General features: G+C 60.0%; 17 protein-coding genes. 12 read left to right on the plus strand and 5 right to left on the minus strand.

The annotated features are described in order from the left end of the window. The first annotated feature begins 24 nt into the window (after positions 1 to 24). The 6 genes from GIW28_RS13545 to moaE all read left to right on the plus strand — a co-directional run bounded on the left by GIW28_RS13545 (position 25) and on the right by moaE (position 8,207). Positions 25 to 1,149 (plus strand): polysaccharide deacetylase family protein, encoded by a 1,125-nt coding sequence (locus GIW28_RS13545; RefSeq protein WP_099548425.1) that lies wholly within the window; start codon positions 25 to 27, stop codon positions 1,147 to 1,149. Between the two features lie 339 nt (positions 1,150 to 1,488). Next, a complete protein-coding gene (locus tag GIW28_RS13550) occupies positions 1,489 to 2,883 on the plus strand; it encodes a PhoH family protein (RefSeq protein ID WP_012722339.1) in 1,395 nt (464 codons plus the stop codon). A 309-nt stretch (positions 2,884 to 3,192) separates the two neighbouring features. Then, entirely contained in the window at positions 3,193 to 6,927 is a 3,735-nt protein-coding gene (locus GIW28_RS13555) for an autotransporter domain-containing protein (RefSeq protein WP_099548427.1), read from the plus strand. 115 nt (positions 6,928 to 7,042) lie between these two features. Next, the gene (gene moaC, locus GIW28_RS13560; protein ID WP_017135207.1) at positions 7,043 to 7,516 is read left to right on the plus strand and encodes a cyclic pyranopterin monophosphate synthase MoaC; all 474 of its coding nucleotides are present in this window, start codon (positions 7,043 to 7,045) and stop codon (positions 7,514 to 7,516) included. Beyond that, positions 7,513 to 7,755: a molybdopterin converting factor subunit 1 gene (gene moaD / locus GIW28_RS13565; protein WP_017135206.1), complete on the plus strand. Its 243-nt coding sequence runs from the start codon at positions 7,513 to 7,515 to the stop codon at positions 7,753 to 7,755. Before moaC ends, moaD begins: the two co-directional genes overlap by 4 nt. 2 nt (positions 7,756 to 7,757) lie before the next feature. Then, positions 7,758 to 8,207, plus strand: coding sequence for a molybdopterin synthase catalytic subunit MoaE (gene moaE / locus GIW28_RS13570; RefSeq protein ID WP_099548430.1), 450 nt, complete (start codon positions 7,758 to 7,760; stop codon positions 8,205 to 8,207). A 170-nt stretch (positions 8,208 to 8,377) separates the two neighbouring features. Here the strand turns inward: moaE and rhlB are convergent, their stop codons facing one another. After that, positions 8,378 to 9,847, minus strand: coding sequence for an ATP-dependent RNA helicase RhlB (gene rhlB, locus GIW28_RS13575; RefSeq protein WP_026013543.1), 1,470 nt, complete (start codon positions 9,845 to 9,847; stop codon positions 8,378 to 8,380). Between the two features lie 96 nt (positions 9,848 to 9,943). Continuing rightward, positions 9,944 to 10,600: an alpha/beta hydrolase gene (locus tag GIW28_RS13580; protein ID WP_017135203.1), complete on the minus strand. Its 657-nt coding sequence runs from the start codon at positions 10,598 to 10,600 to the stop codon at positions 9,944 to 9,946. A gap of 345 nt (positions 10,601 to 10,945) precedes the next feature. On the opposite strand from GIW28_RS13580, the gene GIW28_RS13585 reads away from it, so the two are divergent. From GIW28_RS13585 to GIW28_RS13600, 4 genes are all read left to right on the plus strand, one after another. Beyond that, positions 10,946 to 11,977 carry an amino acid ABC transporter substrate-binding protein gene (locus GIW28_RS13585; RefSeq protein WP_017135202.1) on the plus strand — a complete coding sequence of 344 codons (1,032 nt, stop codon included), beginning with the start codon at positions 10,946 to 10,948 and terminating at the stop codon, positions 11,975 to 11,977. A 72-nt stretch (positions 11,978 to 12,049) separates the two neighbouring features. After that, positions 12,050 to 13,231 (plus strand): amino acid ABC transporter permease, encoded by a 1,182-nt coding sequence (locus tag GIW28_RS13590; protein ID WP_017135201.1) that lies wholly within the window; start codon positions 12,050 to 12,052, stop codon positions 13,229 to 13,231. Positions 13,232 to 13,241: 10 nt separating this feature from the next. Continuing rightward, on the plus strand, positions 13,242 to 14,339 hold the full coding sequence (locus tag GIW28_RS13595) for an amino acid ABC transporter permease (protein WP_017135200.1): 1,098 nt from the start codon (positions 13,242 to 13,244) through the stop codon (positions 14,337 to 14,339). 11 nt (positions 14,340 to 14,350) lie between these two features. Further along, positions 14,351 to 15,115, plus strand: a complete 765-nt coding sequence (locus tag GIW28_RS13600; RefSeq protein WP_003171943.1) for an amino acid ABC transporter ATP-binding protein — start codon at positions 14,351 to 14,353, stop codon at positions 15,113 to 15,115. Between the two features lie 219 nt (positions 15,116 to 15,334). Here GIW28_RS13600 and GIW28_RS13605 read toward each other — a convergent pair whose 3' ends face one another. Next, the gene (locus GIW28_RS13605) at positions 15,335 to 15,823 is read right to left on the minus strand and encodes a type II toxin-antitoxin system MqsA family antitoxin (protein ID WP_099548434.1); all 489 of its coding nucleotides are present in this window, start codon (positions 15,821 to 15,823) and stop codon (positions 15,335 to 15,337) included. Then, entirely contained in the window at positions 15,820 to 16,131 is a 312-nt protein-coding gene (locus tag GIW28_RS13610; protein WP_099548437.1) for a type II toxin-antitoxin system MqsR family toxin, read from the minus strand. The genes GIW28_RS13605 and GIW28_RS13610 overlap by 4 nt, the downstream gene beginning before the upstream one ends. Before the next feature lie 159 nt (positions 16,132 to 16,290). Between GIW28_RS13610 and GIW28_RS13615 the strand changes: the two genes are divergently transcribed. Then, positions 16,291 to 16,950, plus strand: a complete 660-nt coding sequence (locus tag GIW28_RS13615; RefSeq protein WP_017135197.1) for a FadR/GntR family transcriptional regulator — start codon at positions 16,291 to 16,293, stop codon at positions 16,948 to 16,950. Further along, the gene (locus GIW28_RS13620; RefSeq protein ID WP_017135196.1) at positions 16,940 to 18,205 is read left to right on the plus strand and encodes a CynX/NimT family MFS transporter; all 1,266 of its coding nucleotides are present in this window, start codon (positions 16,940 to 16,942) and stop codon (positions 18,203 to 18,205) included. The genes GIW28_RS13615 and GIW28_RS13620 overlap by 11 nt, the downstream gene beginning before the upstream one ends. On the opposite strand, the gene GIW28_RS13625 is transcribed toward GIW28_RS13620, so the two are convergent. After that, a complete protein-coding gene (locus GIW28_RS13625) occupies positions 18,202 to 18,846 on the minus strand; it encodes a DUF1120 domain-containing protein (RefSeq protein WP_236446491.1) in 645 nt (214 codons plus the stop codon). The two genes, GIW28_RS13620 and GIW28_RS13625, sit on opposite strands and share 4 nt — an antisense overlap. Between the last annotated feature and the right edge of the window lie 26 nt (positions 18,847 to 18,872).

Here is an 18,872-nt window from a genome sequence, read left to right on the forward strand (position 1 = left end):
TAACTCTGGAGAGGGAGACCCTGCGTGCGCCTAGCACTATTATTGTCAGCCTGCTTACTGTGCCTGAACGCCAGCGCCGCGCCGGTGGATGTCGCCAGCCTGGACCGTGGCATCTGGCCCGAAAAGCTCAGCAGCCCGGCGCTGTTCGATGTCGCTTCGCGCGCTGAAATCCTGATGTTCGCCCATAGCCTGCTGGCCAGCGAAAACCAGGATGAGGCCGCCCTCAAGCAGCGTCTTGGTCTGAAAAACATCAACCTCGCCGCCATCGACGACCTGCGTCGCCAGCTCTGGCAGCGCCTGCTGGAAAACTACACGGCGGCCCAGCAGAGCTGCGAAGAGGACGCCTCGTTCTGCTACCTGGTGGAAAACATGGACGATCTGCGCGAGCAGGCCGGCAAGTTCCAGGTCAGCGATAACTCCTTCTATATAGGCTGGGCCGGGCCTAGCCATAACTTCCATGAACGCTACCTGGAGGAGCTGTTGCGCAAAGCCGCGCTGTTCCCGCAGATCAGCAGCGAAGTGCTGCGCTTTGGTGACCACGAACGCAATGGCGACGAGTTCAACGACCGTCTGTTCCTGCTGACCTTCGACGGCGGCCCGGCGCCGGTCAGCGGCAATACCGACTGGCTCACCGACTACCTGCGCAAGCAGAAGATGAACGCCATGTTCTTTGCCCTTGGCAGCAGTTTGCAAACCCGTGTGGAGCGCAGTTCCAGCAGTGACGTGCAGGCCTTGTACCAAGGCCAGTGCGTGGGCACCCAGGGTTGGCAATACCGCTCCCACAGCCATTGGGTCGAGTGGCAAAGCTCGATTACGCGCAGCGCTGCGCTGGTGCAGAACCTGATGCCGGAAAACTACGTTCCGCTGTTTCGCCCGCCCTATGGCCAGCGCCGTGCCGACAGCCAGGGTTTCTTCCAATCCCAGGGTTTGCAGGTGGCGTTGTGGGACATCGACTCCCAGGACGAACCGGGCAAACTCAAGGCCGATGAGTCGGCGCAACGGGTGCTGACGTTGATGCTGCTGTGGCGCAAAGGCGTGATCGTGTTTCACGACACCCAGGACAAGGCGCGGGTGGCATTGCCGATGTTATTGCAGGCAACGGCGCAAAGTGGCTTGGGGTGGCAGGACTGCCGGGAGGCATTTCGCTGAAGTGCCCGGCCCTGTTAGGGATGGGGGAATTCAGGGGTGATTTTGTGCGACATTTCGATGCAGGCGGACTTCCGACTTTAACGGGGTCACTGGCACTCGGCTAGTGCTATTCGTCATCCTGAAAAATAAATTTAAAAAAAGCGTCAAAGTGCTTTTTCCTGTCATGGGTTTTGCGGTATTACGAAGTCAGATCGCCGAACCCTGCAACACAGGTGGCGTCTTCCAAGACTCCTCATGTGGGCACTGCACTTGACGTCACTCAGGTGCAGTCGGTGGTCGAATCGAGGCGCAGCACCGCCCAGGTATTGCGTCGAATGGCTCCCACAAAGGTGACCGAGTATGGATGATCATGGACGTAACCCTTCTTCCGACCAGCCAATCCTTTATGTGCTTGATACCAACGTATTGATCCACGATCCAAACGCACTGCTTAACTTCGAAGAACACCACGTCGCCATCCCGATGATCGTGCTTGAGGAGCTCGACAAACTCAAAAGCGGGCACCACAGCGTGGCTGCCGAATGCCGCCAGGCGATCCGCCTGATCGACAAGACCCTGGGCGAAGCCTCACCCGAGGACGTTGAAGTCGGCGTGCCGATCCAGCGTGGCAAAAGCGGGCCGAAGGGCTTGCTGTCGATTCTGATGAGCAAGCGCAGCGAGCCCAACAGCCTGCTGCCGGAAAACCTCAACGACAACAAAATCATCAACCAATTGATCGACCTGCACGCGCGCGACAAGGACCTGCGCCTGGTGCTGGTGACCAAAGACATCAATATGCGCCTCAAGGCACGAGCGTGTGGGATCGCTGCCGAGGACTACAGTACCGACCAACTCGTCGACGACGTGTCGATGCTGTCGCGGGGTTATCACACCGTGACCGGCTCTTTCTGGGATCTTGTCAGCAAGGTCGAAACCCGTCAGGACCATGGCCGTACCTGGCACCAGGTGCAGTTGATCGACAACCTGCCGGCCGTGCACATCAATGAATTCATCATCGACGAACAGGGTTTTGTGGGCTGGATCAAAGAGATCCAGGTCGACAAACTGCTGATCCTCGACCTGCATCAGGAACCCCTGTTGCATCAGGAAGCCTGGGGCCTGAAACCGCGTGACATCTACCAGAGCCTGGCGCTCTATGCGCTGCTCGACCCGGACATTCACCTGGTCAACCTGACCGGCGCTGCAGGCTCGGGGAAAACCATCCTCGCCCTGGCGGCCGCCATTGAGCAAACCATGGTGACCAAGCGTTATCGCCGCATCATCGCCACCCGCAGCGTGCAGGGCCTGGACCAGGAGATCGGCTTTCTACCCGGCACCGAAGCGGAAAAAATGGAGCCGTGGCTGGGGGCGATCACCGACAACCTCGAAGCCTTGCACATGGATGACGAAAACACCCATGGCAGCGTCGACTACATCCTCAGCAAAGTGCCGTTGCAGTTCAAATCCCTCAATTACATCCGAGGTCGCAGCTTCCAGCAGAGCCTGATTTTGATCGATGAATGCCAGAACCTCACGCCGCACCAGATGAAAACCATCATCACCCGTGCTGGCGCCGGTTCCAAAGTGGTGTGCCTGGGCAACCTGGCACAGATCGACACCCCTTACCTGTCCGCGACCAGCTCCGGGCTGACCTACCTGACGGAACGCTTTAAAGACTTCCCGAACGGCGTGCATATCGCGCTGCAAGGGGTACCTCGTTCGATCCTGGCCGAGTACGCCGAATCCCATCTGTAATCGCCCATGCTGTAGTTAGTGGCTAAATGCCACAAAATACCCCGGATTTCTCGCGAAGTTCGGGGTTTTTGTTATGGGCGACATTTGTCTTCGTTAATGCGTCCTGGGTGCTTGTAGGCTTTGTAATTATTTTGTTACATTTTTTATCGCCGAAAACTCTAAGAAAACAGCGTAACCCCGTCGAAACGCGATCGCTTTGATTCGACGATTTATTCAAGACCCGGCGTTGGTCTTGCGCGTGATCCTGCCTATTACAAAAAGCCCGATACATCGCTCATTGACGAAGCACATATCCAAAGGGAAAGGAAAATGGACGCAGCAGGTAATGGCTTCACTTTGTCGCAAAAACGCAAGCGCGCCACAGGCTCAAAATCGATACCCCTTACACCCATCGCACTCGGCTTGGCCTTATGGCTGGGCCAGGGCTCCATGGCCTGGGCCGATGACGCCAACCCCTACACGTCGCCAGTGCTGGAGTCGGCCTTCAGAAAAGCCGTTGCCTCGTTTGGCCCCAACACCGATGTGTATAAAAACCTGCGGTTCGCCTACGCCGATATCGTCGACCTTGCGGCCAAGGATTTTGCCGCACAGTCCGGCAAGTTCGATTCGGCCCTCAAGCAAAACTACGAACTGCAACCGGAAAACCTCACCATCGGCGCCATGCTCGGCGATACCAAGCGTCCGCTGGACTACGCCTCGCGCCTGGATTACTACCGCAGCCGGCTGTTCAGCAACAGCGGGCGCTATACCACCAATATTCTCGACTTCTCCAAGGCCATTATCGCCAACCTGCCGGCGGCCAAGCCCTACACCTACGTAGAGCCTGGCGTGAGCAGCAACCTCAACGCGCAACTGAATGCCGGCCAATCCTGGGCGGGCGCCACCCGTGACTGGAGCGCCAACGCGCAAACCTGGAAAACCCCCGAAGCCCAGGTCAACTCCGGCCTGGACCGCACCAACGCGTATTACGCGTATGCCTTGGGCATGACCGGCAAGGGCGTGAACGTCGGCGTGCTCGACTCAGGCATCCTCACTGAACACTTCGAGTTCCAGGGCAAGAATGCCCAGGGCCAGGACCGAGTGCAGGCAGTGACCTCCACCGGCGAGTACTACGCCACCCACCCGCGTTACATTCATGACACGCCGGACGGCCAGTTCCAAAAAGGCGAGCACTTCAGTATTTCCGGCGAGTACGACCCGAAGATCAATGACGGTCACGGCACGGAGATGTCCGGCGTACTGGGCGCCAGCCGCAACGGCACCGGCATGCATGGCATTGCGTTTGACGCGAATATTTTTGTCGCCAATACCGGCGGCACCGATGACAACCGTTTCCAGGGCTCCAATGACCTGGACTACAACGCGTTCATGGCCAGCTACAACGCGCTGGCGGCGAAGAACGTCTCGATCGTCAACCAGAGCTGGGGCCAGAATTCGCGCAATGATGTGGAAAACCACTTCGGCAACGTAGGCGACAGCGCGGCCGATAATTTGCGCGACATGACCGCTGCCTATCGCCCGTTCTGGGACAAGGCCCACGCCGGGCAAAAGACCTGGATGGACGCGATGGCTGACGCCGCGCGGCAAAACACCTTTATCCAGATTATCTCGGCGGGCAACGACAGCCACGGCGCCAACCCGGACACCAACGCCAACCTGCCGTTTTTCAAGCCCGATATCGAGAGCAAATTCCTCTCGATCACCGGCTACGACGAGACCAGCGCCCAGGTCTACAACCGCTGTGGCACGTCGAAGTGGTGGTGCGTGATGGGCGTTTCAGGCATCCCGTCCACCGGACCCGAAGGGGAAATTATCCCCAACGCCAACGGCACCTCTGCGGCTGCGCCGAGCGTCTCCGGGGCGCTGGCGCTGGTGATTCAACGCTTCCCTTACATGACCGCCAGCCAGGCGCGGGATGTGTTGCTGACTACCTCCAGCCTGCAAGCGCCGGACGGTCCCGATACGCCGGTGGGCGACCTGACCGGTGGCCGCACCTACGACAACCTGCAACCGGTGCACGACGCCGCGCCAGGCACGCCGCAAGTGCCGGGCGTGGTCAGCGGTTGGGGCTTGCCCAACCTGCAAAAAGCCATGCAAGGGCCGGGGCAGTTCCTCGGCTCGGTGGCGGTGGCCTTGCCGGGTGGTACGCGCGATATCTGGGCCAACCCGATTTCCGATGAGGCAATCCGCGCCCGCCGTGTAGAAGACACCGCCGAACAAGCCACCTGGGCGGCCACCAAGCAACAGAAAGGCTGGGTCAACGGCTTACCCGCCAATGCCTCTGACGATGACCAGTTTGAATATGAAATCGGCCACGCCCGGGAACAGGCGACGCTGGCACGCGGCAAGGATTTGCTCACCGGCACGACCTACGTCGGCAGCCTGGCCAAGTCCGGCGACGGCGAACTGGTGCTCGAGGGCCAGAACACCTATTCGGGCAGCACCTGGGTACGCGGCGGCAAGCTGTCGGTAGACGGCTCGTTGACCTCCGCGGTGACCGTGGATGGCAGCGCGGTAGGCACCCGCAATGCGGATAACGGCGTGATGACCACGTTGGGCGGCACACTGGCCGGTAACGGCACGGTGGGTGCCTTGACCGTGAACACAGGCGGGCGCGTGGCGCCGGGCCACTCGATCGGCACGCTGCACACCGGCGACGTGACCTTCAACCCTGGTTCGGTGTATGCCGTGGAGGTCGGCCCGAACGGGCAAAGTGATCAAATCCAAAGCAGCGGCGTCGCCACCCTTAACGGAGGTGTGGTGACCGTATCCCTGGAAAACAGCCCGAACCTGCTGTCTGCCACTGAGGCCCGTAGCCTGGTGGGCCAGCAGTTCAACATCCTGACGGCCAGCCAGGGCATCAACGGCCAGTTTGCAGCGATCACGCCCAACTACCTGTTTATCGGCACGCAGTTGAGCTATCAGCCGAACCAACTGAGCCTGGCCGTGGCGCGTAACCAGACGACGTTTGCCAGCATCGCGCAAACCCGCAACGAACGCGCCGTAGCGACGGCGGCCGAAGCCTTGGGCGCGGGCAGCCCGGTGTATGAAAGCCTGCTGGCCTCAGACTCGGCGGCGCAGGCGCAGGCTGCATTCAAGCAACTCTCGGGGCAACTGCACTCGGACGTGGCCGCAGCGCAAATGGCGGACAGCCGTTACATTCGTGAAGCGGTCAACGGCCGTCTGCAACAGGCTCAGGCGCTGGACTCCAGCGCGCAGATCGACACTCACGACAACGGCGGCTGGGTTCAGCTGCTGGGCGGGCGCAATAACGTCAGCGGTGACAACAACGCCAGCGGCTACTCCTCGTCTACCAGTGGCGTGCTGCTGGGCCTGGACACCGAGGTCGGCGACGGCTGGCGTGTGGGCGCCGCCACCGGCTACACCCAAAGCCATCTCAATGGCGAGTCGGCATCGGCGGACAGTGACAACTATCACCTGTCGGTCTACGGCGGTAAACGCTTCGACGCCATTGCCCTGCGCATGGGCGGTGCCACCACTTGGCACCGTATCGACAGCTCGCGCCGTGTGGCGTACGCCAACCAGTCGGACTACGACAAAGCTGACTACAACGCGCGCACCGACCAAGTGTTTGCCGAGATCGGTTACACCCAATGGAACCAGTTCGAACCCTTCGCCAACCTGACCTACCTGAACTACCAGAGCGATTCGTTCAAGGAAAAAGGCGGCGCCGCAGCCTTGCATGCCAGCAAGCAAAGCCAGGACGCCACGCTTTCCACCTTGGGCCTGCGCGCGCATACCCAACTGCCGGTCAGCTCGACCTCGGCGGTGACGTTGCGCGGTGAGTTGGGCTGGGAGCATCAGTTTGGCGACACCGATCGCGACGCCTCGCTGAAGTTTGCCGGCAGCGACAACGCGTTTGCGGTCAATAGTGTGCCGGTGGCCCGCGATGGCGCGGTGATCAAGGCCAGTGCGGAAATGGCCCTGACCAAGGACACGCTGGTGTCGTTGAACTACAGCGGTTTGCTGTCCAATCGGGGTAACAACAACGGAATCAATGCCGGGTTTACTTTCCGGTTCTAACGCAAGTGTTGGTATTTGAAGGGGCGCTTTGCGCCCCTTTTTTCATGGGATAAACAGCCCTGCGCAAAATTGACTCACAGGTTTACAATTGCCGCTCCTGATCAGGAGTATCCCTGTGCTGACTCATCTCGATTCCCAAGGTCGCGCCCACATGGTCGACGTCACTGACAAAGCCGTGACGTTCCGTGAAGCCGTGGCCGAAGCGCGGGTGCGCATGCTGCCCGAAACCCTGAAAATGATTGTCGACGGCGCCCACCCCAAGGGCGACGTGTTTGCCGTGGCTCGCATCGCCGGGATCCAGGCGGCGAAAAAAACCAGTGACCTGATCCCGTTGTGCCATCCGCTGATGCTGACCGGCGTCAAGGTTGAACTGCGCGCCGACGGTGTGGATGCTGTGCATATCCTCGCGCGCTGCAAACTCAGCGGCCAGACTGGCGTGGAGATGGAAGCGCTCACCGCCGCCAGTGTCGCCGCGCTGACGATCTACGACATGTGCAAGGCGGTGGACCGTGGCATGACCATCGAAAGTATTCGCCTGCTGGAAAAGCTTGGCGGCAAAAGCGGGCATTTCAAGGCGGACCAGGCATGAGCATCAACGTATTGTTTTTTGCGCGTTACGCCGAAGCGACAGGCTTCGATTCGCTGGAGATGGAAGGCGAGTTCGCTACCGTCGATGCGGTGCGACTGGCGTTGGCGGCAGACCCTGAGTTTGCGGTGCTCAACGAGAGCAGCCTGATGTGTGCGCGCAACGAGGAGCTGTGCAGCCTCGACGAACCGGTGCAGGCCGGTGATGAAGTGGCATTTTTCCCGCCCGTGACCGGAGGCTGAGCATGGCCATTCGCGTACAGGCCGAGGCATTTGACCCCGGCGCAGAGGTCAACGCCATGCACGCCGCCAATGTCGGCGTGGGCGCGGTGGTGAGTTTTGTCGGTTATGTACGCGACTTCAATGACGGTCGCGATGTGTCCGGGATGTTCCTGGAGCACTACCCCGGCATGACCGAAAAAGCCCTGGCCAAGATCACCGTGGAAGCCGGGCAGCGCTGGCCGTTGCTCAAGTTGGAAGTGCTGCACCGGATCGGCGCGTTGGAGCCGGGCGAGCCGATTGTGTTTGTTGCGGCGGCCAGCGCGCATCGCCAGGCGGCGTTTGATGCCTGTGCGTTTGTGATGGATTACTTGAAGACGCGGGCGCCGTTCTGGAAGAAGGAAAACACGCCTGAAGGCCCGCGCTGGGTGGAAGGGCGGGGCAGTGATCACGCGGCGGCGGAGCGCTGGAAGTGAGCATCTGCTGAAGATCGATGGAGATCCAAATGTGGGAGCTGGCTTGTGTGGGAGCTGGCTTGCCTGCGATAGCATCTCCTCGGTGCAACGGAAAAACCGAGGTGCCTGTATCGCAGGCAAGCCAGCTCCCACACAAGCCAGCCCCCACATTTCCTACTGCATTTCAGCTATTAAGGGCGTTTGCGTTCCACAGCCCGCAGCAAATGCGTCGGCGGCGTTTCGCAGCTGATCTTGCGACCCAGAAGCGTCTCAATCGACGGCAGCTGGTACGAGTCATCTTCCCCTGCAAAGCTGATCGAAACACCCGCCGCCCCGGCACGGCCAGTACGGCCAATGCGGTGCACGTAGTCGTCCGGCACTTCCGGCAGGGTGAAGTTGATCACGTGGCTGATGCCGTCGATGTGAATACCGCGCCCGGCCACGTCGGTGGCCACCAGCACGCGGATCTTGCCTTCGCGGAAACCTTCCAGGGTCTTGATACGCTTGTGCTGCGGCACATCGCCGGACAGTTGCGCGGCATTGACGCCATCACGCACCAGGCGTTCTTCGATGCGGCGTACTTCGTCCTTGCGGTTGGCGAACACCATCACGCGCTCCCAACCGTTGTCGTTGACCAGGTTGTAGAGCAGCTTGTACTTGTCGGCCCCGGCCACGGCATAGATGTGTTGCTCAACGTTTTCGCTGGCAACGTTCAGCGCTTCGATCTCGACGATGGACGGGTCGGTGGTCCACTGCTTGGCGAGGTTCATCACGTCTTCGGTGAAGGTCGCAGAGAACAGCAGGGTCTGGCGCTCGTTTTTCGGCGGGGTCTGGCGAATGATCTGGCGCACTTGCGGGATAAAGCCCATGTCGAGCATGCGGTCGGCTTCGTCCAGCACCATCACTTCAACCATGTCCAAATGCACGTCACCGCGCTGGTTGAAGTCGAGCAGGCGGCCTGGCGTGGCCACCAGGATGTCGCAGTGACGGGCTTCGAGGTGCTTGAGCTGCTTGTCGAAGTCCATGCCGCCCACGAACGTCATGACGTTGAGGCCGGTGTACTTGGTCAGGTCGGCGGCGTCCTTGGCGATCTGTACCACCAGCTCGCGGGTCGGGGCGATGATCAGTGCACGCGGCTCACCCATGTAGCGTTCTTTGGGCGGTGGCGTTTGCAGCAGCTGGGTGATGATCGAGATCAGGAACGCGGCGGTCTTGCCGGTGCCGGTCTGCGCGCGGCCGATGGCGTCTTTGCCGGCGAGGGTGAAGCCCAGCACCTGCGCCTGGATCGGCGTGCAGTACGGGAAGCCCAGGTCCTGGATGGCATGCATCAGTTCCGGGGCCAGTTTGAAGTCATGGAAGCGGGTCTTGCCTTCCTGGGGTTCAACCACGAAGTCTTCGAGTTTCCACGGGGTCACGGGCGGCTTCGGTGCGCGTTCACGACGGGGCGCTTTCGGCGCCGGCGCGGGGGCTGCCTCGACAGGTTGGGCCTGTTCGGGCGCGGTCACCTTTGGCTTCTGCGGCTGTGCGGCAGGTGCGGTCCGGCCGGGCTGTTGGCCGTCATTGCGGCTGCCGGAGGAGGGCACAGGAGCACTGGGAACTGGCGCGAGCGGCTCAGCCTCGCTTTTGCCGAACATCTTCTTAAGTGCTTTGAGCACGGTGATCTCATTAATTGGTTAAGGAATGTACGCCGGCCAGTGTAATGCAAGAAACGGGCGCGGCGTAGTGCGTCTGTCATACGGCTACATAAACTGTGGTTTTCAGCCCAGCCGGGCGGTCAACCAGGCACCGATATCGGCGATCTCTTGAGGTAACACTTCGTGACCCATTGGGTATTCCTGCCATGTCACGGTGACACCACGGCTGTTTAAATGCTCGTAGGCGCTGCGGCCCATGGCGTTCTGCACCACGTCGTCGTATTGGCCGTGCAGGCACAGCGTTGGAATGCGCTGCTGGCTGGCGGACAACTCCAGCTCATCCCCGAAGGTCGGTGCATAAGTCGAGAGGGCGATTACGCCACCCAACGGTCCCTGCCATTTAAGGAAGGCGGTGTGGAAAACCACGGCGCCGCCCTGGGAAAAACCGGCGAGGAAAATTCGCGAAGCGTCTATTCCGGTTCTCTTCTGTTCTTCGATCAAATCCGTGACCATTTTGGCCGAGGCTTCCAGCTCTTCCAGGCTGATCGAGCGAGCCGGGCTCATGGCCTTGATGTCGTACCAACTCGGCATCTCGTAACCGCCATTTATGGTTACCGGACGTGTCGGTGCCTGGGGCAAAACGAAGCGGGTGCTCAGCAGGCTTTCCTGCAACGCTTCCGCCACCGGCAAAAAGTCGTAGCGATCAGCACCCAGGCCATGCAACCAGATAACGCAGGCGTCTGCGGGCTTGGCGGGCTGAAGAATCAAGGGTTCGGTCATGTCTGCTCCATATATGTGCGTGCGCTCCGATTGGGTGCGTCGGAACGGTGCGCGACGGGTTGATCTGTTAAGAGAATGTCGCAACGTTGAATGTTTTTCTATTGACCAAGGGCTGAAACGACTCAGCCACCACTCTGGTACGCGCCTTGCTATGTGTAGGTCGATGTCAGAACTATCTTGTGACGGTAACACTATCAGTGACTGCCGCTTGTGGGATAGCAACTGGAATTACCGCGAAAACCTCATGCCGCTTGACCCCAAAAAAAGCCAACACGGGTCGATATCGCCTCATAAGGGTGCGCTGGGGTTTTAGCTCCGACACAACAAGAGCAACTGGAGGTTTGAATGAAGGTATTGAAATCCACCCTGGCCATCGTTTCCGCGGCCGCTGTATTGGGTGTCAGTGGTTTTGCCCAAGCTGGCGCCACCCTGGACGCCGTGCAGAAGAAAGGCTTTGTGCAATGTGGCGTGAGTGATGGCTTGCCGGGTTTCTCGGTGCCGGATGCCAGCGGCAAGATCCTCGGGATCGACGCTGACGTTTGCCGCGCTGTGGCCGCTGCCGTGTTCGGTGACGCAACCAAGGTCAAATTCAGCCAGTTGAACGCCAAGGAGCGTTTCACCGCGCTGCAGTCCGGCGAAGTCGACGTACTGTCGCGCAACACCACCATGACCAGTTCGCGCGATGCGGGCATGGGCCTGAAATTCCCAGGCTTCATCACCTACTACGACGGTGTTGGCTTCCTGGTGAACAACAAGCTGGGCGTTAAAAGCGCCAAGGAACTGGACGGTGCAACCATCTGCATCCAGGCCGGTACCACCACTGAGCTGAACGTTTCCGACTACTTCCGCGCCAACAACCTCAAGTACACCCCGATCACCTTCGACACCTCCGATGAAAGCGCCAAGTCGCTGGAATCCGGTCGTTGCGACGTGCTGACCTCGGACAAATCCCAGCTCTACGCACAGCGCAGCAAACTGGCTTCGCCGAAGGACTACGTAGTTCTGCCGGAAACCATCTCCAAAGAACCACTGGGCCCAGTCGTGCGTAACGGCGACGACGAGTGGCTGGCCATCGTGCGCTGGGTTGGCTACGCCATGCTCAACGCTGAAGAAGCCGGCATCACCTCGAAAAACGTTGAAGCTGAAGCCAAGTCCACCAAGAACCCGGACGTTGCTCGTCTGCTCGGTTCTGACGGCGAATACGGCAAAGACCTGAAAGTGAAAAAAGATTGGGTTGTACAGATCGTCAAGCAGGTCGGTAACTACGGTGAAGTGTTCGAGCGCAACCTGGGCAAGAGCACCCCACTGGAAATCGACCGTGGCCTGAACGCACTGTGGACTAACGGTGGCATTCAATACGCACCCCCTGTGCGCTGATCGCTGATGGTTCTATCACCCGGTGGGCCAACCACCGGGTGATGTTCTGTTCCATTCTTTCCGGGGCACTTCATGCAAAATCAAATCGGCGCACCCAAGCAGAAGCTCAGCTTCAGCGACCCTAAAGTGCGTGCGTGGCTCTTCCAGATCATCACGATTGTGGCGGTGGTCGCGCTGGGCTGGTACTTGTTCAATAACACCCAGACCAACCTGCAACACCGGGGTATCACCTCGGGTTTCGACTTTCTTGAGCGCAGTGCCGGCTTCGGCATCGCTCAGCATCTGATCGACTACACCGAATCGGACAGCTATGCCCGCGTCTTCGTGATCGGGCTGCTTAATACCTTGCTGGTGACTGTGATCGGTGTGGTCCTGGCGACTATCCTTGGCTTCATCATTGGCGTGGCGCGCTTGTCGCCCAACTGGATGATCAACAAGCTGGCGACGGTGTATGTGGAAGTGTTCCGCAACATTCCGCCGCTGCTGCAAATCCTGTTCTGGTACTTCGCGGTATTCCTGACCATGCCGGGGCCGCGCAACAGCCATAATTTCGGTGACACTTTCTTCGTCAGCAGCCGTGGCTTGAACATGCCGGCGGCGATTGCTGCCGATGGGTTCTGGCCGTTTGTGGCCAGTGTGGTGGTTGCTATTGTGGCAATCGTGCTGATGGCGCGCTGGGCCAACAAACGCTTTGAGGCCACCGGCGTACCGTTCCATAAGTTCTGGGCGGGCCTGGCGTTGTTTATTGTGATCCCGACATTGTGTGCCTTGGTCTTCGGGGCGCCGCTGCACTGGGAAATGCCAAAGCTTTCAGGTTTCAACTTCGTCGGCGGCTGGGTATTGATCCCTGAACTGCTGGCGTTGACCCTGGCGCTGACCGTGTACACGGCGGCGTTTATTGCCGAGATCGTGCGTTCGGGCATCAAGTCCGTCAGCCACGGCCAGACCGAAGCCGCGCGCTCCCTGGGCCTGCGCCCTGGGCCGACGTTGCGCAAGGTCATCATCCCGCAAGCCTTGCGGGTGATCATTCCGCCGCTGACCAGCCAATACCTGAACCTGGCGAAAAACTCCTCGCTGGCCGCCGGTATCGGTTACCCGGAAATGGTTTCGCTGTTTGCCGGCACGGTGCTCAACCAGACCGGCCAGGCCATCGAAGTCATTGCCATCACCATGAGCGTGTACCTGGCGATCAGCATCAGCATTTCCCTGCTGATGAACTGGTACAACAAGCGCATTGCGCTGATCGAGCGGTGAGGAAACGCACATGAGTTCGCATACTTTCAAACCCGATATGCCGCCGCCGAACAAAGTCTTCGGACCGATGGCCTGGATGCGCGCCAACCTGTTTTCCAGCTGGCTCAACACCTTGCTGACGCTGTTGGCGTTCTATCTGATTTACCTGATCGTGCCGCCCATCCTGCACTGGGCCATCCTGGATGCCAACTGGGTCGGGACCACGCGCGCCGATTGCACCAAAGAGGGCGCCTGCTGGGTGTTTATCCAACAGCGCTTCGGGCAGTTCATGTATGGCTACTACCCCGGCGACCTGCGCTGGCGCGTGGACCTGACCGTGTGGCTGGCTATCGTGGGCGTGGCGCCGTTGTTCATCTCGCGGTTTCAACGCAAGGCTGTGTATGGCCTGGGTTTCCTGGTGCTGTACCCGATCATCGCCTACTGCCTGCTGCACGGTGGGGTTCTGGGCCTGACCAACGTGGCCACCAGCCAATGGGGCGGCTTGATGCTGACCCTGGTGATTGCCACTGTCGGTATCGCTGGCGCCTTGCCGTTGGGCATTGTGCTGGCGCTGGGGCGACGCTCGAACATGCCGGCGATTCGGGTGGTCTGCGTGACCTTCATCGAGTTCTGGCGCGGCGTGCCGTTGATCACCGTGCTGTTCATGTCCTCGGTGATGCTGCCGCTGTTCCTGCCTGAAGGCATGGGCATCGACAAGCTGTTGCGCGCATTGATCGGCGTGATCCTGTTCCAGTCGGCCTACGTGGCTGAAGTAGTGCGCGGTGGCTTGCAGGCGATTCCCAAGGGTCAGTACGAAGCGGCTGCGGCGATGGGCCTGGGTTACTGGCGCAGCATGGGCCTGGTGATTCTGCCGCAAGCCCTGAAGCTGGTGATCCCTGGCATCGTCAACACGTTTATCGCGTTGTTCAAGGACACCAGCCTTGTGATCATCATCGGCCTGTTCGACCTGCTCAACAGCGTCAAGCAAGCCGCTGCCGACCCTAAATGGTTGGGCATGGCCACTGAAGGCTACGTGTTCGCCGCCCTGGTGTTCTGGATTTTCTGTTTTGGTATGTCGCGCTATTCCATTCATTTGGAACACAAGCTCGACACTGGCCACAAGCGTTAGGAGTTGTTGTTATGAGCGAAGCGATCAAACAGCCTGTGAGCCCTGAAGGCATTATCCAGATGCAGGGCGTCAACAAGTGGTACGGCCAGTTCCACGTGTTGAAAGACATCAACCTCAACGTCAAGCAGGGCGAGCGTATCGTGCTGTGCGGCCCGTCGGGTTCGGGCAAGTCCACCACCATCCGCTGCCTCAACCGCCTGGAAGAGCACCAGCAGGGCCGCATCGTGGTCGATGGCGTGGAACTGACCAACGACCTCAAGCAGATCGAAGCGATCCGCCGTGAAGTCGGCATGGTGTTCCAGCACTTCAACCTGTTCCCACACCTGACCATCTTGCAGAACTGCACGCTGGCGCCGATGTGGGTGCGCAAGATGCCCAAGCGCAAGGCCGAAGAAATTGCCATGCATTACCTTGAGCGCGTGCGCATTCCGGAGCAGGCGCACAAGTTTCCGGGGCAACTGTCCGGCGGCCAGCAACAGCGCGTGGCCATCGCCCGTGCCCTGTGCATGAAACCGAAAATCATGCTGTTCGACGAGCCGACTTCGGCACTCGACCCGGAAATGGTCAAGGAGGTGCTCGACACCATGATCGGCCTGGCCGAAGACGGCATGACCATGTTGTGCGTCACCCACGAAATGGGCTTTGCGCGCACCGTGGCCAACCGCGTGATCTTCATGGACAAGGGCGAGATCGTTGAACAGGCGGCGCCCAATGACTTCTTCGACAACCCGCAGAATGACCGGACCAAGTTGTTCTTGAGCCAGATTCTGCATTGATCGAAGCTTGAACCCATAAACCCAGCCTGCAGGCTGCATAACCTTTGGCGAACACAAACCAATGTGGGAGCTGGCTTGCCTGCGATAGCGGTACAGCAGTGCGTACAACTGCTGCTGACCCACCGCCATCGCGGGCAAGCCCGGCTCCCACATTTGATCGCCATTGCTCTGCAGAACACCCATAAAAAGCCTGCTGGTGCCGGGTTTATTTTTGCCTGTTCAAGACGCTTTGAGGGCTTCTTGTGTTTGGTTATGGGGCGTGCAAGTAAAGGCGTTGCGCAGGTCTGCGCCTTCGGCCAGCTCTTTGGCGTCGGCGAGCAAATGCGGGTAACGGTCCAGCAGGCGCATCAACACCATCAACGGTTTGGGCGGCGTTATTTCTCCGCGTTCGTAACGTGAGAATGCGTTGTGCCCGCCACCGGACAACAACTGCACGGTTTCTTTTTGCGTGAGGTGCAGCTTGCGGCGGATACGCTTGAGTTCGGCGCCCATCATCCGTCGCGCGGCGTGCAGCATGTCATCACTGGCCTTGACATGGCGTTCGCTGCTGTCGGGGTCATACATGCCGTCTTCGCACAGTTGGCACTCCCAGCCGGACAGGTCCTCAATGTGCTGTTCCATGCCTTTGATGCGCAGGGTCTCACTGCGGCCCTCAAAGCGCACCATGGCGTCGGGTGCGCCGCAGATAAAGCAGTGTTGGGTTTTCATAGGTTCATCCCTTTGAAGGAGATCACCGGTGGGTTGCTGCCGGAGCAGTAAGTGACCTTGATGTAAATCTCCAGACCGTGTGAATGGATGTGGTAGACGTCTTGCCAGACGCGGTGATCCGCATAGGTGGTCATCGACTTGTACAGCATCCTGTTTTGTAGTTTGAAAACGACCGCCTGCATCTCGCTGATGTCGAGGTCGAGTTGCTTTCCCGCCTCCTTGGCTGCACGGGTGAATGCCCTGGCACCCAGTCGCCTGACATCCGCCTTGATCACGGCCAGATCGTAGTGAGGTGTGTACTTTTCCATAAGACACCTGAGTCCAATAATTACCCTTAAAGGGTAATTTTACCAATCGAAAATACTGCTCCTTTTGCTGCCTATGAACCCTAGTGCGTTGCCTTTGTGGGCAAGTCTGAATAGGCTGTAGGAAAATTCATCCTATGATTGGACGAAAGTGCAAAACTCATGACAGACATCGCCCCCCTGATCAAACGCTCCCTGGTCGATCAAGCGTTGGAGCAACTGCGCTGGCGTATAACCGAAGGCAAATGGGCCATCGGTGAGCGCCTGCCCACCGAGCCGGAGTTGTCCGCCGAGCTGGGCATCAGCCGCAATACCGTGCGTGAGGCCATGCGTGTGTTGGCGTTCTCGGGTCTGATCGAAATCCGCCAGGGCGACGGCAGTTACTTGCGCTCGATGACCGACCCGTTGGGGACGATGCGCGCACTGTCCCACTGCACGTTGGCGCAGGCGCAGGAGACGCGGCAGATTCTCGAAGTGGAGGCTATCGGCCTGGCGGCGTTGCGTCGTACCGAGGACGATCTCGAAGGGTTGCGTGAAGCCCTTGAGCGCAGCGGCGAGTTGTACCACGGTGACCTGGAGGCCTATATCAGCGCCGACCTGGTGTTCCACAAGCGCCTGGTGGATGCAGCGCACAACCCGGCGCTGAGCGAGCTGTACCAGTATTTCTCCAGCATCGTCGGCGCCCAGTTGCGTCAGACCCTGAACATCTCACCACGTCGCCAGGCGGTATTCGACCTGCATATCGCCTTGCTCGACGCGGTGGAAAACCAAGACCCCGAACGTGCCAAATCCCTCTGCCGGCAGTTGATCAATGAACCTTGAAGCCAAACGTACGACTGAACTCGAAGAACTGTTGATTGACGCCGAAGCCGATGACGAAGCCGTCCAGCAGGCCCCTCCGTTGGTGGCTCGCCCGTGGCTCTTGCTGCTGGGCCTGGTGCTGGTGGCATTGAACCTGCGCCCGGCGCTGTCGAGCATGGCGCCATTGCTGGCAGAAGTGTCCAGCAGCCTGGGGTTGTCCGCTGCCAAGGCGGGCTTGCTGACTACCTTGCCGGTGTTGTGCCTGGGCCTGTTCGCGCCCACTGCGCCGATCCTGGCCAGGCGTTTTGGCGCTGAGCGCGTGGTGCTGGGGATTCTGCTCACCCTGGCTGGCGGCATCATCCTGCGCAGTTCGTTCGGTGAAGTGGGGTTGTTCGCGGGCAGCCTGATCGCTGGCGCGAGCATCGGCATCATCGGTGTATTGCTACCGGGTATCGTCAAGCGTGATTTTGCCAGGCAGGCGGGCGCCATGACTGGCGTCTACACCATGGCATTGTGTCTGGGCGCCGCGTTGGCAGCCGGGGCCACGGTGCCCCTGAGTCAGTACTTCGCAGACAGCTGGGCCGTCGGACTGGGGTTCTGGGTTATCCCGGCGTTGCTGGCGGCGTTGTTCTGGTTGCCGCAAGTCGGACCAAAGCACGGCGCCCATCAGGTGGCTTACCGGGTCAAGGGCTTGCTGCGTGACCCACTGGCTTGGCAGGTGACTTTGTACATGGGCCTGCAATCGTCCCTGGCTTACATTGTGTTTGGCTGGTTGCCGTCAATCCTCATTGGCCGGGGGCTCAGCGCCACCGAGGCGGGGTTGGCGTTGTCCGGTTCCATCATCGTGCAACTGCTCAGTTCCCTGGCCGCACCGTGGCTGGCCACCCGCGGCAAGGACCAGCGCCTGGCGATTGTGGTGGTGATGCTGCTGACCCTTGGCGGCCTGTTCGGTTGCCTGTATGCGCCGCTGGACGGCTTGTGGGGTTGGGCGATTCTGCTCGGCCTGGGGCAGGGCGGCACCTTCAGCCTGGCGCTGACCCTGATCGTGCTGCGCTCGCGTGATTCCCATGTCGCCGCCAACCTGTCGAGCATGGCCCAGGGTATTGGCTACACCCTGGCGTCGATGGGGCCGTTTGCGGTCGGCCTGGTGCATGACTGGACCGGCGGCTGGACGGCCATCGGCTGGATCTTCGCCGTGATCGGCCTCGGTGCGATTGTCGCGGGTCTCGGCGCCGGGCGGGCGCGTTATGTACAAGTGACCAGCGAGAAACTCTAGAGATACACCACCTCAAGCGTTGCCCAGCCATCCAGTGGAGTTTCCACGCTCAAGTCCAGGTTCTGCCGGGCATTGATCACGGTCTGCACTGTGACTGTACCCGTCAGCGTGCCGATGGCCGTAGGCCCGCTGACGCTGCCCTCCACCTCGGTAAAACCCAGGTAGCTCCTGGAGCCGATGTCGATGGGGTTGAGGTTGGACGTGCGCCACGCCACGCCGCCGGTGGTGGACTCGGTGCCGTAGATCTGCGCGGTGGTGTTGGCCTGGGTCTGGCGCGGGTCGAAGGTCATGGAGTAAACCCCCAGGCGATTACCGCTGATATCGAACCCCAACCCATAGTAAATCTCGCTGTTGACCATGGCCGAGCCCTCGCGGTTATCGCGCATGCGCAGGGCATAGCGGGTGGGACCGCTGCAGGCGATGGCGAAAAGCAGGGGCTTGGCCGGCAGGCGTGTCGCAGTGCTCAGGTTCAAGTCTTGTTGGGCGATTTTGCCGTAGTCGATCAGTGCCCCGCCGGGGAACTGCGGCAAGCAAGCGGCGGGAACGATCAGGCCTTTGACGGTCAGGTCCACCGCCGATGCGGCCAGCACCGAGGGCGTGCAGGCCAGTAACAGCAGGCTGGAAAAAATGCGGGTTTTCATAGGGCGTTTCATGGGACGGACTCCTT

Source organism: Pseudomonas sp. PA-5-4B (assembly GCF_021606215.1).
In the GTDB taxonomy this organism is placed as follows: Bacteria; Pseudomonadota; Gammaproteobacteria; order Pseudomonadales; family Pseudomonadaceae; genus Aquipseudomonas; species Aquipseudomonas edaphica.

Bases quoted from the DNA above. Each gene is read 5' to 3' on its own strand.
- GIW28_RS13555 (WP_099548427.1), top strand. From the start codon at position 3,193: ATGGACGCAGCAGGTAATGGCTTCACTTTGTCGCAAAAACGCAAGCGC.
- GIW28_RS13615 (WP_017135197.1), top strand. From the start codon at position 16,291: ATGACAGACATCGCCCCCCTGATCAAACGCTCCCTGGTCGATCAAGCG.
- GIW28_RS13620 (WP_017135196.1), top strand. From the start codon at position 16,940: ATGAACCTTGAAGCCAAACGTACGACTGAACTCGAAGAACTGTTGATT.
- moaE (WP_099548430.1), top strand. From the start codon at position 7,758: ATGGCCATTCGCGTACAGGCCGAGGCATTTGACCCCGGCGCAGAGGTC.
- GIW28_RS13585 (WP_017135202.1), top strand. From the start codon at position 10,946: ATGAAGGTATTGAAATCCACCCTGGCCATCGTTTCCGCGGCCGCTGTA.
- moaD (WP_017135206.1), top strand. From the start codon at position 7,513: ATGAGCATCAACGTATTGTTTTTTGCGCGTTACGCCGAAGCGACAGGC.
- GIW28_RS13605 (WP_099548434.1), bottom strand. From the start codon at position 15,823: ATGAAAACCCAACACTGCTTTATCTGCGGCGCACCCGACGCCATGGTG.
- GIW28_RS13590 (WP_017135201.1), top strand. From the start codon at position 12,050: ATGCAAAATCAAATCGGCGCACCCAAGCAGAAGCTCAGCTTCAGCGAC.
- GIW28_RS13625 (WP_236446491.1), bottom strand. From the start codon at position 18,846: ATGAAAACCCGCATTTTTTCCAGCCTGCTGTTACTGGCCTGCACGCCC.
- GIW28_RS13595 (WP_017135200.1), top strand. From the start codon at position 13,242: ATGAGTTCGCATACTTTCAAACCCGATATGCCGCCGCCGAACAAAGTC.
- GIW28_RS13580 (WP_017135203.1), bottom strand. From the start codon at position 10,600: ATGACCGAACCCTTGATTCTTCAGCCCGCCAAGCCCGCAGACGCCTGC.
- GIW28_RS13600 (WP_003171943.1), top strand. From the start codon at position 14,351: ATGAGCGAAGCGATCAAACAGCCTGTGAGCCCTGAAGGCATTATCCAG.
- GIW28_RS13610 (WP_099548437.1), bottom strand. From the start codon at position 16,131: ATGGAAAAGTACACACCTCACTACGATCTGGCCGTGATCAAGGCGGAT.
- GIW28_RS13550 (WP_012722339.1), top strand. From the start codon at position 1,489: ATGGATGATCATGGACGTAACCCTTCTTCCGACCAGCCAATCCTTTAT.